Here is a 14,706-nt window from a genome sequence, read left to right as displayed (position 1 = left end):
AAATACCCCCATGTCAAAGTGACATGGGGGTTATGAATATGTACATTAGTGTTTCCACTTGAGATAGAAAGCTCCTCCTAATAGACAAAGTCCAATCAGTACTAAAAGACTCACACTTGTACCTGTTAATGGTAATCGATGTCCTCGACGAACAACCTGCTGAACTTCCTCTTTTGGAAGCTTGATACCTTCACTCACCCCTGTCTTATCCGGTTTTTGATTAGGAGTAACCAATGCTCCCTTATCCAAACCTTGAGGCTTACCATTCGGAACTGAAGGAGTCGAACTTGGGGATGAATTCGGTTGTGCTTTCGAACCAGATTGGCGAGTATGGATTACAGTCGTACCATCCACTCGCAACTGGTAACCATCTACCGTATCGGCAGAAATCTTATAAACAATCTCTTTACCATCCTTATAGCGTGGTAAATCCTTAAATTCATAACGCCACTTGCCTTCTGAATCCGCTCGAACAACCTTGCTCTCTTTCACTCGTCCATCCACAATCAAGTGAATATTCACTGTGCTTGGACGTTTACCTGACTGATTGCCATCATCATTCCAAATCACTTCTCCTGTGACAGATATCTTCTGCTCTGGTGTCAGCTTATTGGTTATCGTATATTGACCATTCTCTTCAGACACAAGTCCCTCTTCATAGCCTGCAACACGACTTGTCTCAAAAACTTGATAACGAATCTCTTGGCCGGCTTCGTATTTCGGAAGCTCTTTTGAAACGAAGTTCCAGTTACCATCTCCATCTGGACTCACTGTGATAGTATCCACTACTTCTCTACCTTTTCGGATTTCAACAGTAATAGAGGTTGGACGTTTGCCTGCTTGGTTATTGTCGTCTTCCCATATTTTCTTTCCAAGGATACGAACAGTCTCTGGTGTATGGCTGTTGGTAATTTCACGACCATTGATGCTTGTGGTATAGCCTGCAACGCTGTCTTCTGTAACAGAATAAGTGATCTCTTGGCCGGCTTCATATTTCGGAAGTTGGCTAAAACGGTAACGCCAGTTATCAGCGGAGCTGATTTCCTTACTCTCTACTTCTGTAGTTGTACCTGCCACCGTCTTCATCAAGTGAATCGTAATCTTATCGGGGCGTTTACCATCTTGATTTTCCTCATCATCCCATTTCTTAATGACTTCATAGTCTACGACTTGCGGTTGATAGGAGTTAGTAATGTCAAAGTCCTTAATTTCCGTAGTGTAATTTGCCACAGTATCTTCAGAAATCGTATACTTGATTTCTTGACCTGCTTTATACTTCGGTTGAGCCACAAAAGTAGTGGTCCATTTCCCTTCAGAATCAGCTGTCACTTTCTTGCTGGCTACTTTTTGTCCATCTGCTAAGAGGTGAACGGTAATTTCAGACGGACGTTTCCCATCTTGATTCTGAGCATCATTCCAATTCTTCTTGACTGTGATGTCCATCTTTTCTGGTGTGTAACTATTAGTCAAATTAAACTGATCAACTCTTGTCGTATAACCTGCTACACTAGCTTCACTGATAGAGTAAGTAATAACTTCCCCATTCTTGTATTTTGGTAAATCGCTAAAACGATAAGACCAAGCATCTGCAGCAGAGACTGTCTTACTGTCTACCAAGCTACCATTCGCTAACAAACGTACTGTGATAGAAGCAGGACGCTTCCCATCTTGGTTATCCGCATCATCCCAAGTCTTGCTTCCAGAAACTTCTGTTTTTTCTGGGCTATAGCTATTAGTCAAGTTATAGCCATTGATCTGGCTCGTATAGTGAGCAACTGTTTCCTCACTAATTGAATAAGTGATTTCTTTTCCACCCTCATACTTAGGCTGATCTTTAAAGCTATACTTCCAATCATCTGCTTGGCTAACTTCCTTAGAAGCTACCTTGCTTGGTGCTTGACCATCAACGGACTTCATCAAGTTGACTGTAATCTTACTTGGTCGTTTCCCGTCTTGGTCATTGCTATCATTCCAAGTTTTCTCACCAGCGATTGTCACGGTTTCCGGTGTGTAACTATTGGTGATCGTATGGTCTTTAACCTTGCTGGTGTAACCGGCCACCGCTTCCTCGCTCACACTGTAAACAATCTTAGTTCCATTTTATATTCTGGAAGATTGGTGAAGGTGTGCTTCCAGTTGCCATCTCCATCTGGACCAAATGTCGCATCAGATACTTTTTCTCCATCTGCTAGAAGATTTACTGTAATCGTAGCTGGACGTTTCCCATCTTGATTGCTTTTATCTTTCCAGACCTTCGTAACTTCAAACTGAGTAGTACTTGGAGTATGGCTATTGGTAATCGTAAACCCTGTAGACATATCACCTGTCACACTAGCTGTGTAGCCAGATGGACTGCTGACTTCTTTTACTGTGTAATCAATCTCGTGGCCAGATTTTTTCACTGGTAAATCACTCCAAGTATGGCTCCAACCATCCTCGGCTTTCAGGGTGACTTCTGTTCCTGACTTTTGACCGTCCGCATAAAGCTGAACCTTAACAGTGCTTGGGCGCTTCCCATCTTGGTCATTGCCATCATCCCAAGCTTTGGTTACGGATACTGTACGCTTGGCTGGAGTATGTGTATTGGTCACTTGATAGCCTGTGATGGTCGACTGGTAATCTGCGACCGCATCTTCTGTGATACTATAGGCAATCTCCTTACCACCTTCATACTTAGGTTGGTTTTTAAAGCTGTATTTCCAGTCTTCTGCTTGACCAACTGTTTGACTAGCAACCTCAACAGGTTGACTACCATCAACTGACTTCATCAAGCGAACAGTTATACTTGCTGGGCGAAGACCATCTTGGTCGTCTGCATCATCCCACGTTTTAGTACCTGCGACCGTTAGTGTTTCAGGGGTATGACTATTGGTCACTACAAAACCACTTGTCATATCTCCTGTGACGGTTGATCGGTAGCCTGTTGGGACTGTTTTTTCTGCAACAGTATAAGCTATTTCATTATCAGATGAATCGTACTTATCCAAATTAGAAAAACTAGCTTGCCAATTGTTAGAAGCATCTAGCGTAAGACTCTGACCTGTCCTAGTCCCATCTGCTAGCAACTCAACTTCTACAGAGCTTGGACGCTTCCCATCTTGATTATCTACATCTGACCATGTTTTGGTGATGGAAAGATTCATTTTCTCTGGAACATAGGTATTTGTAAAACTTGTCTTATCATAGCTAGCGCTGGCTACCCGATCTCCCGACGGATCAGTTGTAACCGTTACTGTAGCAGTTACCTCACTTGTATCATAAGTAACCCCATGCAAGCCATTGTCTACTTCACGAATCTTATAGGTGAATACACCGTTTGTAGAAAATTTCACCTTGCTAAAGATAATATCTCCACGTGCATCAGCAGTTGTCGTTTGGACTACTTGATTATTTTCATCGATGAGTTCAAACTGGAACTCTCTGCTTTTCAAAGTTCTGCCGTTTAAAATTTTCTTAGCCTTAAAAATAACTTCATCCGAAAGCTTAGCTGTTCCAGTGCCTTCTGTTTGAGTAATGGCTGCAAAAGCTTGAATAGGAGTGTTGCGACCATTGGCATAAACATTAATATCGTTATAGACCTTAGCAGATGTCTTATCTACTTCGCCAACAATGCGAGTTTGATAACCAATAAATAGACCACGTCCTGTTAAGTTTCCTGCATCAATAGTAAAAGTATTACCGCTAAAGGTGACTGCTGTTGAGGGAGTAAACGTCTCACGAAGTTGCAAAGTCGAAGTGCCACCAAACCAGTTTTTGAAGTAGTAACCAAATATCGAGCCAGGCACAATTTCCTGATTAGCTGGAATCATATCAGTCACTTTTACATTAGGACCAGCTGTCGGTGAAATTAGGTCTCGGTTCAAACGAATGCGCCAGTTGATAAGATTTGGGTTGGTCTTTTCTTGCACTCCCCATTTTGAAGCTCCTAGCGGCTCCCCATCATCAATAACGACACGACTCAAAGTCACATCTCCATAACCTGAAATGTGCATTTTAGTTGGCTTATTAAAAAGCATTTTGTCTGACCAACCTGCTGTAAAGGCCAATGTTACTACTTTTTTCTTGTTCAGCCGAGTGAAGTAGTCTGAATTGGTAATCGTCGTAATCACCTTATGCTTGGTTTGATCAAAACGAATCTTACCAAGCACCTCTCCTCCTTCGCCTTCTAAATCTGTCTCCTCAGTCACAGCAAACTCAAATTGCTCTGGAATCTCATAGGTAATCTGGTCTCCATCCTTAATGACGACACTATCTGGAAACGTAAATGTCGGTGAAAAATAAAACTTCCCCTCACCATAAGAAGCTCCATCTACAACTCTATTTTTATTAATTTGAAACGTTGTATTCAGTGAATAATTTTTCAATTCCTCAGCTTGAACAGGTTTTGACAACTGCACACCACTGGATAACAATAAAAATAGAAGTCCAATAAAAACACTAAAATATTTGCTAATCTTTCTCACTATAATAATCCCCTCGATTTTATTTTCGTGATAACAATTCTATTTTGATTTAACATAAAAAATGCGCTACATCTAGTATAAACAAATTTTTTTAATAAGTAAATTACTTCGCTTTATCAAAGCTTTTATTTAATACAAAAGAGGCTGGTACAAAAGTCCTAGCCTCTCAATTGTCTTTGGATTGTCGAGCAAGACGCAGTGGTTGAGTGGGCTCTACTACGCTGATTTCATCAGCTTTTACAGCCCTACTCAACTGTGCGGAGGTGGGACGACGAAATCGAATTCTAACGAATTAACGATTTCTGTCCCACTCTCTTAAATATGATACAAGTCCTCAATCTTACAACCAATACGCTCAATATCATTCTGAAGTCCTCGTAGTTCAAAAGTATCTAACAAAGGAAAATCAAAACGCTGAGCATATTGTTTCGCTGTGAGACAATATTGATTGTTGAAATTACGATTACCACTACCTACGATACCAAAGCATTTTTTATAATTGTTTTCAAAATCAATAAACCTTGCTAAGTCATTGGTTAAGATTTCTACATCACCAGAGTCAACACCATTGCCACCTTCTAAATAAGTCGGTAAAAAAGCCACAAATGGATTATCCATTACAAAGAAATCCTGCCCCTCTTTGACCAAGTCTTTAATATTGATCTGCTCGACTTCAAGTCCTTCATGACGCTCTTGTAAAAAAACGGTTAAACGCTTGATAAAACTGGCTGTATTGCCACTTAAACTGATATACACTAAGGAAACCTTTGCCATTTTTTCCTCCTGAAAATAAAAATAACATCTATCGCTTCTTTTAAAATTGTAAGCTGATAAATGTTATTTGTCAAATCTTAAATAGTGGTATCCTCAGTGTTCAAATCTTTTTGCTGCCGAAAGATTTTAAAGACAACAACAGCTAAGAAAATTGCATTGAGTCCAACACCTGCAAACGTCAATACCTTAGGAATCAATTGAGCTGACTCACGAAATGTTGGTTCACTAAAATAATGATACAAAGGCTGTGACAGCAAATAGTTGTAGGCTAAGACTACTATCGTAAAAAGTGAATAACCAATATAAAATACATTGGCAAAAAATAAATTCTTCTTAATTAGCAAAACAAATGTTGTTACCAATATCAAAAAACCTACAATATGTATAGCAATCTGTACCGGATTGTGATTCAATACAAAAGCCGCATCGTAAAATTGATTATATTCTTGTGCGACATTGCCTTGTAGTTGTAATAGTTGTGCAGGATTCTCTACCTGCTTGCCTGTCATAAGGTCCCACAAACCAAGAAAGTTTCCTAAAATCGATACAATCAAAAAACTGTATAAATAGATCGGTTTCTTTTTCATATTATTCTCAATTCTATTTTAAAATGATAGAATCCGAGGGAAATATTTTAGGGAGATTCGTTTATAAAAAATTATTAAATATAGGAGATTAAAATAATTTTAGAGATAAGATTACTATGCTATTAAAAGCAAACTTCCCTTCGGATATCTATATACTTATTATAAAATATTTCCCAAAAATTACAACTTAAATTCCTGAAATGTCACGTTTTGTTCCTGAATGGTTAATTTTCCCTTTAAAATACGGCATGACACCAGAAAATAAGCACTTTATGATAAAATATTGTCATGAAACAAATCCAACAAACTAGCCAGTGGCTCTTTTTTGATGTGGGATCAACTCTAGTCAATGAAAACAAAGCTTATGAAGCTAGAATAAAAACCGCCATCGCTGGAAAAGATATTTCTTATCAAGAATTCTATGATAAGATGCTCAGCTATTTTAGAAAAAATAAAAAAGGCGACTTAGAAGCCCTAAGCTTCTATGGACTTGAGCGCCCAGCTTGGAGAACGGACTTAGAAACTCTCTATCCGCAAACCAAGGAAATATTGGAGCAGCTGGGGCAAGAGTATAAATTGGGAATTATCGCTAATCAATTACCTGGCCTAGAAGAGCGATTGAAGGATTTTGGGATTTTAGACTACTTTGACGCTATCTTTTCTTCTGCTGACCTTGGGTTGGCCAAGCCCGACCCCGCTATTTTCAAGCTGGCCTTACAAAAGACTAACTGCTTGCCTCATCAAGCTATTATGATTGGTGACCGCTTGGATAATGATATCGCTCCTGCCAAAAGGATAGGGATGAAAACTATATGGATCAAACAGGGCTTCAGTCGTCTAGCTCAAGTTAAGAATCTTGAAGAAAGAGCTGACTGGACCGTCGAAAAACTGACTGATGTGCTTCCCATCCTCTTGTCCTAGCTGGCCTTGTCTTTTAGCATTTTCTATTGTATAATGTAGTCATTTTAAATAGGAGGTCTTCTTATGAAAAAACTCACACCTGGTATGCACATTCGAATCGTCAGCCCCTCGTCGTCAATCGAACGCCTTGGTGGCTTTGAGGCCAATCTAGCCGCCAAGGAGCGCTTGGAAAAGCTAGGATTTACCGTGTCTTTTTCGGAGCATTATCTGGAAAATGATATACTAGGCTCTGCCTCCATCGAAAGCCGAGTGGCAGACATCCATGCTGCCTTCGCAGATGACTCCGTTGATGCTATTCTGGCCACTATCGGCGGTTTCAACTGCAATGAGCTCCTGCCCTATCTGGACTTTGAGTTGATTGCTAGAAATCCTAAGATTTTCTGCGGCTACTCAGACACAACAGCCTTGCTCAACGCTATCTATAGCAAGACCGGCATGAAAACCTACATGGGACCGTCCTACTCCAGCTTTAAAATGGATGCCCTGCAGGACTATCAGACCGAGAGCTGGCTCAAGGCCGTCAGCCAGACTTCTTATGAATTAACTCCTAGTGAAAAATGGGGCGACAATGCATGGTATCTACCTGATGCGCCACTGACCTTCCATGAGACGGAGTGGAAAGTTTATCACCACGGGCAAGCCCAAGCCACTGCTATCGGCGGCAATCTCTCCACCTTCTCACTCCTGCGTGGAACACCCTATGTCCCAACAGATGAAAACTATGTCCTCTTTGTTGAAGAGGCCGAGGAAGATGATTATGTGGAGTTTGACCGCAATCTAGCTGCCCTCCTTCAGGCCTATCCTAACCCACAGGCCCTTCTCATCGGCCGCTTTCCAAAAGAATGCCAGATGACAGAGGAGCTGCTCCTTTATATCTTGGACAAACATCCTATTCTAAAGACGATTCCCGTCCTCTATGACTTGGACTTTGCCCATACTCAGCCACTCTTTACCATTACTATTGGCGCTCAAGTGACGGTAGATACGGAGACGATGTTGATTAGAATTGATGAATAGTAAGAACTCCTCATTCCAGCTGGAATGAGGAGTTTTTTTATTTCTATTTGAAACGAGCTTAATGTCCACTAGGTCCACCACCCTGACTACCGCCTGGGGTTCCACCCCCACCGGGTCCATCAGCTGTGATTTCAGATCGAGTTTCACCATTGACCGTAATGGTTCCACCAGTGTATGTAGCTGTTCCGTCAAAGTCAAAGGCAGAGACTGTAGAAGTAATGTCGAGATTTCCTCCTGACATGATGATATCTCCGTTAGAGTCAAGAGCATCAGTGTCGCCTTGCCCCACCTCTACCTTGATGTCGCCACCCGTAATCTTGATGAAGATATTGGCTCCTGTCACTTTACTTGAGGCGTTGATGCCGTCATCTGTGGCATAGAGATTCAGTTTACCACCATTAATAGTCACGTTGGTCCCTTCTAGTGCTTCAACACTCTTAGAGACTGTAATTGTACCTCCGTCAATCACAGCAGCATTAGAAGCATGCATCCCGTCGTCACCGGCATTAATGGTAATCGTCCCAGATTGGATATAGAGATTCCCAAGTGTCGTATCTTCATCATTGTCGGCGTGTAGAGCGTCTTCATTTGCCGTCAAATCCAAGGTTGCATCCTTGATATTTAAAGCATCATTTGCAGAGAGAGCATTTTTATAAGCTTTAATTGTATAGGTTCCGCCAGTAATACGCAAATCATCATTAGACTCGACTGCATTTCCATAGTTGCCCTCAATCGTCAAACTACCAGAACCATTGAAAGTCAAGTCATCCTTACTATAAATGGCTGCGTCATAATCTGTATTGGTGTGGTTGGCAGAGTCAGAAATGCTATTCTGACTTCCTTCTGCAAGGGTAATGAAGGTCTTGTCCGCACTTTCAACCAGAATCGCTGCGTCCGTTCCTTTCATGGTTACACCATTCAAGACTATTTGGACCTTCTCTTGATCTCCCGCTTTGACAACGATTTGAACGTTTTCGCTACTTCCAGACAAGATGTAGGTCCCCGCAGCCGTGATTGTGACAGTTGATCCAGATACTGCTGCACCATTGCCAGAGACTTTAGCTGTCGAACCACTTAAGCTTACCTTAGTTGCACTTGATTCATCATAGGAAGAATCCTGATCCTTATCCGTAAAGTAACCTGAGCTATCTGTGGATGTTTTGTTTGACGTTGTTTTGCTAGTCTTAGCGCTCGTACTTGAGTTAGTATTGGCTTGACTAGTCAAACTACATGCTCCTAGACTAGCGGTTAATAAAACCAGCGGGACCATTAACTTTACTTTGTGGAAAATTGTTTGTTTACTTGTTTTCATGATTGGCCTCTTTCTCTGTACATTATAGTTCATTTTCTTTTGTGATATAGCGACTAATGGCAATCTCTAAATTACCATTACGGGTACGCAAAGCATCCATTAAAGCTTTTTCTGTCATTTTCCCATTTAATTGGATAATATACTTTAGTTTAAATAAGCTACCCATATCAGATGTTTTAACCATAGCCAGTTCAACATGATTCGTTGCTTGATCAAAAATATCATCGAACAAAACCTCATAATCCAAACTCTCGGGAATGACAATCGTCAACTGGCGCATGGCATGTTGCATCTGCCCAAAATTAATCTTTTCCAGTAATAAGATAGCTACAGACATAATCAAGGTAAAAGCTGTCGCAAATACCAGATAGCCCATCCCAATCGCAATCCCGATCGTCATAGCTAGAAATATAGATACCAACTCCTTAGCTCCACCAGGTGCTGAACGGAAACGAATCAAGCTGAAAGCACCCATCACAGCAACCCCAGCACCGAGGCTTCCGTTAACTAAAAAGATAACAATAGCAATCAAGGTAGGCAGGAGTGCTAAACTCATGACAAATGACTTGCTGTAGACGGTTTTATACTGGTAGACCTTGGCCACAACCAAACCTAAGACTAAGGCAACACCGATTGCCCCCATCATAGTCAATGGCTTTACGGCCGTACTGGTAAAAACGTCATTAAATAATTGATTTAGCATGGTTTACAACTCCTTTGTAGTCTGTGGTTTTCTTATAGGCAACGCCATATTTAGAGAAGGATTTTGGAAAGACCTGATGATGGTCCAAAATCTCACTCAACCAGAGTGGATAAGCTCCCGGAACCTTAATCTCCATAATGACATAGCCTTCTGGCAAGAGCTTATCCCCATATTTGCCGTCTAACAAGCTTAAATCATACGAACGATAGGTCAAATCATAGTCAATGGTGATCCGAACATTAGGATCTTCTATCCCCTTCATAGAATAGCGATTATAATAGATATACATCATAGGCTGAACCTCTTGATAGCGAGCCATCAGCCAGTCGATTTCCTTGCGAATCTGCGAATCATCTATCTGATCTCGATTACCCGCTAGATAGGACTCAGCGGCAGATAAGTCTGTTGAAATGCGGCGCTTATAAACTATCTTCCGTACTTTCTTTTTTATTTCCAGGAAAACCTGGCTGTCTTCTGTTGGTGTTCCATCGTAGGTTCGTACCCGCAATTTTTCTTTGAAATAAGGCTTTTCCAAAGACTCTCGAATCATTTGAAAAGTCGGCGTATCATAGTAGAGATTGCTGATGGTTGAGTAAGCATGGTCGTCTTCTACCATATATTCTTCAAACTCCGTCAGCAATTTAGCTAAAACTTCCTTTGAAATGACGTATTTTGTTTCAAATCGCTGAAATTTATCTTTAAATGTTTTTTTACCCATAGGACCTCTCCCCTTCTAGCTTCTTGATTAGTTACTTGGTTATTTTACGGACCAAAGCTTAAACGAAGTCTAAAAAAACTTAAAGAAAACAAAACATCCCCTTTTTCAGGAGATGTTGCTTAGATAAAAAGGAAAAGAAAGACAGACCTCTCTTTTCCTCTTAGGATTCAGTCAAAAGGCTCTCAACTCTTTTTGTTATCTGTTCGATAGACCAAGGCGCCAGCAACCATAAATAGAAGTAGGACAACTATCAGAAAGCTGACTTGCCCTCCAATCTGTCCACCCATCGAAATAGTTTGACGGAGTCCAGAGACAGAGTAACTCATCGGCAACCAAGGATTCATAGCTTGGAAAATCTTATTGGTTAACTCGATAGGATAAGTTCCCGCACTGGAAGCAAGCTGTAAAAGTAGCAAAATAAGTGCTGCGAAAGCGCCCAGCTTATTGTCCCATGTGACCAAGGCTGTTACAAGTGCCATAAAGGTCATGCTGGTTAGGATAATCAGACCAAGGGTCGCCAATTCGTGGTTGGCAGTTAAGCCAATCATGTGTACAGCAGCATAAACCAACACACCAGCTGCAACTGAAATCACGCCATTTACTTCTAGGCGAGCTTTGAACCAGTCCCATTTGGTCTTGGGTTCTTTTCCTGAAGGAAGTGTACTAAAGATGATATTGGTCGAAATAGCCGCTACAAACAGGGCTACCGAAATCATATAAGGCGCCATTCCAATACCATTTTTCTCTACCTTGTCTTTATCCGTCTTGGTCAATGCTAACGGATTTGCTAACGTTTTAGCATTGCTTTCTTTAGCTGAAAAACCTGATAGCTTAGTGTCTGCCTCTGTCAAGCCTGTGGCTAGTTGACTCGTACTTGTAGCTAATGTCCTCAGATGTCCTGTCAAACTTGTCCCTCCATCCACTAGCTGTTCTGATCCACTCATTAGCTGACTACTTCCATTCACTAATTTTCCAAAATTAGCTGTCAACTCTGGAGACTTATCTGCTAGGTAAGTCGCTCCAGTGGCCAGTTTATCAACGTTGGATAGCAAAATGGGATTATTGTTTGCTAGTCCAGTAGCCCCTTCAGAGAGCTTATTTACAGCAGTTGTGTACTCTGTCATACCTTGGACTAGTTGCGGCGCCCCAGTTGTCAACTTCTCATTTAGAGTACCGACTCCATCGGAGACTTGCCTTGCTCCCTTATTTACTATTTCAAGGTTGGCGCTTATTGTTGACAAGCCATCATAAAGGCCTGTTATCATCGTTGCGGCTTGAGGTATCACTTGAGTAGAAGCACTGTTCAGTTGACTTATTTTTGTCTGGCTAGTCGTTTTTATCGCTTCCAATGAAGTTTTCATGGTATTGATTTCTGATAAAATTGCCTGCGCTGATTGATTACTACCTGCTTGGCTAGTGCTAACGGCCGTATCAATCTCTGCTTTTGCTTCACTAGAAAGGCTTTGATAAGCGCTTGTGCCTTGAACACTGGCTAAAGCTGCTGCTTTGGCATCTTGGTTATTGTTGAGAATAGCCTGCACAGAGCTTGCTATACTGTTTAGTGAAGCTTCTATACTAGCTGTTGAATTGTTTGTATCTGTTGACATAGCTTGTATACTAGCATTTAATTGTGCCAATGAAGTCGTTACAAGTCTTAGATTGTCTTGGTTATTTGCCAATTTCGTATCTATCGAACTTTTTAAGGCAACAAGACCAGTACTCAGATTTTCTGCACCAATCGCTAAATGTTGGACTCCAGTTCCAGACTGAGAAATTTGCTGTACCCCTCCTAGCAAATTAGCAGAATTTTCAGAGAGCTGACTTGCTCCCGCTGCTACGGTAGCGACACCTGTTGCATAAGTAGTTAGTCCTTCTGATAAGCTACTAGCGCCAGCTGACAACTGTTTCACCCCTCCTGTATAGCTCTCTAAGCCTGCATTCAGCTGTACGGTTCCTGAAGCGAGATTCGTTGTCGCTTGGTTCAGAGTTTTTAAATTATCCGTCAGTATCTGACTACCTGACTCTAGTTGCTGGCTACCTGAAGTTAATTGTTGAGCACCATTAGAAGCCTTGCTTAAGCCCATTTTTAAAGTTCCCATATTCTTAAAGAGTACACTTGTATAGGTATTGGTCACATTTTGAGCAACGGTTTGTTTCAAAGAAGTCATAGCTGAATCACTCATCTTACCAGCAATAAAACTATGACCGCTTGATGTTTGATAGTCAATATTCATTTGCTTAGGCTCGTCACTTAGGATACTACCTGCACGCTCAGACAAGTCCTTAGGCAACGTGACCACCATATAGTAATCCCCTTTTTCTAATCCATCTTGTGCATCTTTCTCGCTTACAAAATGAAAGTCCAAATTCTTGTTTTCCTTGAGATTTGAAACAAGATCCTCACCTATAGATAAGGTTTTACCAGCTGTAATTACAGCTTTATCCTGGTTAACGACCGCCACTGGCAAGTGAGATACATTTCCATAAGGATCCCACATCGAACTGAGGAAAATAACATTATACAGAGCGGGGATGAGAGAAACCCCCAGCAACACAATGATAAAACTTGGTTTTTTAAAATTGCTTTCCATTCTCTTAACATACGCACCTCCAAAATTATACATAGTGTCTAAAATTTGATACAATAGATTATACATCAACCCCCAAATATTACAAGTCATTTTAACGAAAAATGGACATAGCGTTCAATTTTGTTTAGAAAGTTCAAGTGAATATGGAAAGCAATAAACGTAAAAAACTAAAAAATGATTGAACAGGCTATGGTTCATCTTTTAGAGAAAAAGAGTTTCGAGCATCTTTCAACCGTCGAGTTAACACAAGAAGCAGGCATAAGTCGTAGTAGCTTTTACACACATTACAAAGATAAATATGATTTGATTGAACGTTATCAACAAGGGCTTTTCCAGCAACTAGAAGCGATTTTTGAGAAGAACACTCAAAATAAACAAGCGGCTATTTTAGAGGTTATTGACTTCCTAGAAAGTGAACCTCTCTTATCAGCACTTTTATCTGAAAATGGCACCAAAGAAATCCAGACTTTCTTGCGGCATAAATTTCAAGTCATGCTGGATCAAGAGTTACAGGAGCAATTCAGCAATAAACACTATACCCAAATCGAAAAGGAATATAGCAATGTCTATCTTACCAATGCTTTTTTTGGTGTCCTACAAATGTGGATTGCGAGAGGAAAAAAAGAAAGCCCGCAACAAATGACGGACTTCCTTCTGAAAATGCTAGGATAGAGAGCAAGTGAGGTTCATCCTTATAGACTAGCTTACTTTTTTTAACTCTGATACATATTGTTGATACTGACTATTACGCATCAGCAACTCACTGTGACTACCTTGATCATCAAGGCTGCCATCTTCATTTAAAACTAGAATTGAATCAGCCTGTTGAACAGTTGAGATTCGATGAGCAATTGTTAGCCGAGTCTTTCCTACAGTCAAGCGATCGATCGCTTGAACAATAGTTTGTTCGGTCACTAGATCGAGATTAGCTGTAACCTCGTCCATCAAATAAATCTCCCCATTACTCATCAATGCACGCGCAATATTGAAACGTTGTTTTTGTCCCTCTGATAAGCCATGGCCACTATCTGATAAAACGGTATCCAAACCATTCGGTAATTGCTCCACGACCTCTACAAGATCCAGCTCCTCCAAAACCTCATAGAGACGTTCTTCAGAAACAGCTTTATTTTTTCCATAAAATAAATTATCGCGAAGGCTACCATGGAACAGCGTATTTTCCTGTGGAACATAACAAATCATTTGACGTACTTGCATTGGAGATAAAGCTCTTAATTCTTGTCCGCCAATCCGAATACTTCCATTGTAATGATGATAAAATTTCATTAAAAGTGAAAATAGTGTTGTTTTTCCAGCTCCGCTAGGCCCAATAATCGCCACGTTTTGTCCTGTTGGAATATCTAACCACAAATTTTTCAGAACAGGATCTTTTTGCCCTGGATAAGAAAAACTAACATCCTTCAAAGAAATGCTCCCCTCCTGAACAGGGGCGACATGGCACAACTCTTGTTCATCTGACTTTGATAGCAATTGCTTTGTTCGCTTTGCAACTCCGTTAACTTCTGCGAGATCATCTAAGATTTTAATTAATTCTGAAATCGGCTCTAGTAACTGTAAAATATATAACACAAATGCCATTAAACTTGAAATTGTCATTGA

At 40.7% G+C, this 14,706-nt stretch carries 10 protein-coding genes and 2 pseudogenes; 3 read left to right on the top strand and 9 right to left on the bottom strand.

Features of this window, described 5'->3' with window-relative positions; genetic code table 11:
- Nucleotides 1–45: 45 nt before the first annotated feature.
- The 4 genes from HMPREF9182_RS06640 to HMPREF9182_RS06625 form a co-directional block, all read right to left on the bottom strand.
- On the bottom strand, nucleotides 46–2,076 hold the full coding sequence (locus HMPREF9182_RS06640) for a Cna B-type domain-containing protein (protein ID WP_009443670.1): 2,031 nt from the start codon (nucleotides 2,074–2,076) through the stop codon (nucleotides 46–48).
- The gene (locus tag HMPREF9182_RS06635) at nucleotides 2,073–4,463 is read right to left on the bottom strand and encodes a Cna B-type domain-containing protein (RefSeq protein WP_009755003.1); all 2,391 of its coding nucleotides are present in this window, start codon (nucleotides 4,461–4,463) and stop codon (nucleotides 2,073–2,075) included. Before HMPREF9182_RS06635 ends, HMPREF9182_RS06640 begins: the two co-directional genes overlap by 4 nt.
- A gap of 315 nt (nucleotides 4,464–4,778) precedes the next feature.
- Nucleotides 4,779–5,237, bottom strand: a complete 459-nt coding sequence (gene nrdI / locus HMPREF9182_RS06630; protein WP_009754787.1) for a class Ib ribonucleoside-diphosphate reductase assembly flavoprotein NrdI — start codon at nucleotides 5,235–5,237, stop codon at nucleotides 4,779–4,781.
- A gap of 77 nt (nucleotides 5,238–5,314) precedes the next feature.
- Entirely contained in the window at nucleotides 5,315–5,824 is a 510-nt protein-coding gene (locus HMPREF9182_RS06625; protein WP_009443761.1) for an ABC transporter permease, read from the bottom strand.
- 288 nt (nucleotides 5,825–6,112) lie between these two features.
- Here HMPREF9182_RS06625 and HMPREF9182_RS06620 point away from each other — a divergent pair, with 288 nt between their 5' ends.
- The gene (locus HMPREF9182_RS06620; RefSeq protein WP_009443119.1) at nucleotides 6,113–6,745 is read left to right on the top strand and encodes an HAD family hydrolase; all 633 of its coding nucleotides are present in this window, start codon (nucleotides 6,113–6,115) and stop codon (nucleotides 6,743–6,745) included.
- Between the two features lie 63 nt (nucleotides 6,746–6,808).
- Nucleotides 6,809–7,762 (top strand): S66 family peptidase, encoded by a 954-nt coding sequence (locus HMPREF9182_RS06615; protein WP_009444017.1) that lies wholly within the window; start codon nucleotides 6,809–6,811, stop codon nucleotides 7,760–7,762.
- 58 nt (nucleotides 7,763–7,820) lie between these two features.
- Here HMPREF9182_RS06615 and HMPREF9182_RS06610 read toward each other — a convergent pair whose 3' ends face one another.
- The 4 genes and pseudogenes from HMPREF9182_RS06610 to HMPREF9182_RS06595 all read right to left on the bottom strand — a co-directional run bounded on the left by HMPREF9182_RS06610 (nucleotide 7,821) and on the right by HMPREF9182_RS06595 (nucleotide 13,097).
- Complete coding sequence (locus HMPREF9182_RS06610) at nucleotides 7,821–9,074, bottom strand: carbohydrate-binding domain-containing protein (RefSeq protein ID WP_009754647.1); 1,254 nt, start codon at nucleotides 9,072–9,074, stop codon at nucleotides 7,821–7,823.
- A 22-nt stretch (nucleotides 9,075–9,096) separates the two neighbouring features.
- Nucleotides 9,097–9,777 (bottom strand): DUF4956 domain-containing protein, encoded by a 681-nt coding sequence (locus HMPREF9182_RS06605; protein ID WP_009443395.1) that lies wholly within the window; start codon nucleotides 9,775–9,777, stop codon nucleotides 9,097–9,099.
- The gene (locus tag HMPREF9182_RS06600) at nucleotides 9,758–10,495 is read right to left on the bottom strand and encodes a polyphosphate polymerase domain-containing protein (RefSeq protein WP_009754402.1); all 738 of its coding nucleotides are present in this window, start codon (nucleotides 10,493–10,495) and stop codon (nucleotides 9,758–9,760) included. Before HMPREF9182_RS06600 ends, HMPREF9182_RS06605 begins: the two co-directional genes overlap by 20 nt.
- Nucleotides 10,496–10,677: 182 nt before the next feature.
- Nucleotides 10,678–13,097, bottom strand: a pseudogene (locus HMPREF9182_RS06595) (YhgE/Pip family protein).
- A 132-nt stretch (nucleotides 13,098–13,229) separates the two neighbouring features.
- Here HMPREF9182_RS06595 and HMPREF9182_RS06590 point away from each other — a divergent pair.
- Nucleotides 13,230–13,758 (top strand): annotated as a pseudogene (locus HMPREF9182_RS06590) (TetR/AcrR family transcriptional regulator).
- Between the two features lie 27 nt (nucleotides 13,759–13,785).
- Here HMPREF9182_RS06590 and HMPREF9182_RS06585 read toward each other — a convergent pair.
- Nucleotides 13,786–14,685, bottom strand: a complete 900-nt coding sequence (locus tag HMPREF9182_RS06585) for an ABC transporter ATP-binding protein (RefSeq protein WP_255263276.1) — start codon at nucleotides 14,683–14,685, stop codon at nucleotides 13,786–13,788.
- Nucleotides 14,686–14,706: the final 21 nt, after the last annotated feature.

The organism is Streptococcus sp. oral taxon 056 str. F0418 (assembly GCF_000220065.1).
Classification (GTDB): domain Bacteria; phylum Bacillota; class Bacilli; order Lactobacillales; family Streptococcaceae; genus Streptococcus.
Note: the sequence above shows the minus strand (reverse complement) of the source record. Positions and strands in the feature narration are given on the sequence as shown.

Coding starts and splice junctions, on each gene's coding strand:
- HMPREF9182_RS06625 (WP_009443761.1), bottom strand. CDS start 5,824: ATGAAAAAGAAACCGATCTATTTATACAGTTTTTTGATTGTATCGATT.
- HMPREF9182_RS06620 (WP_009443119.1), top strand. CDS start 6,113: ATGAAACAAATCCAACAAACTAGCCAGTGGCTCTTTTTTGATGTGGGA.
- HMPREF9182_RS06610 (WP_009754647.1), bottom strand. CDS start 9,074: ATGAAAACAAGTAAACAAACAATTTTCCACAAAGTAAAGTTAATGGTC.
- HMPREF9182_RS06600 (WP_009754402.1), bottom strand. CDS start 10,495: ATGGGTAAAAAAACATTTAAAGATAAATTTCAGCGATTTGAAACAAAA.
- nrdI (WP_009754787.1), bottom strand. CDS start 5,237: ATGGCAAAGGTTTCCTTAGTGTATATCAGTTTAAGTGGCAATACAGCC.
- HMPREF9182_RS06585 (WP_255263276.1), bottom strand. CDS start 14,685: ATGGCATTTGTGTTATATATTTTACAGTTACTAGAGCCGATTTCAGAA.
- HMPREF9182_RS06605 (WP_009443395.1), bottom strand. CDS start 9,777: ATGCTAAATCAATTATTTAATGACGTTTTTACCAGTACGGCCGTAAAG.
- HMPREF9182_RS06615 (WP_009444017.1), top strand. CDS start 6,809: ATGAAAAAACTCACACCTGGTATGCACATTCGAATCGTCAGCCCCTCG.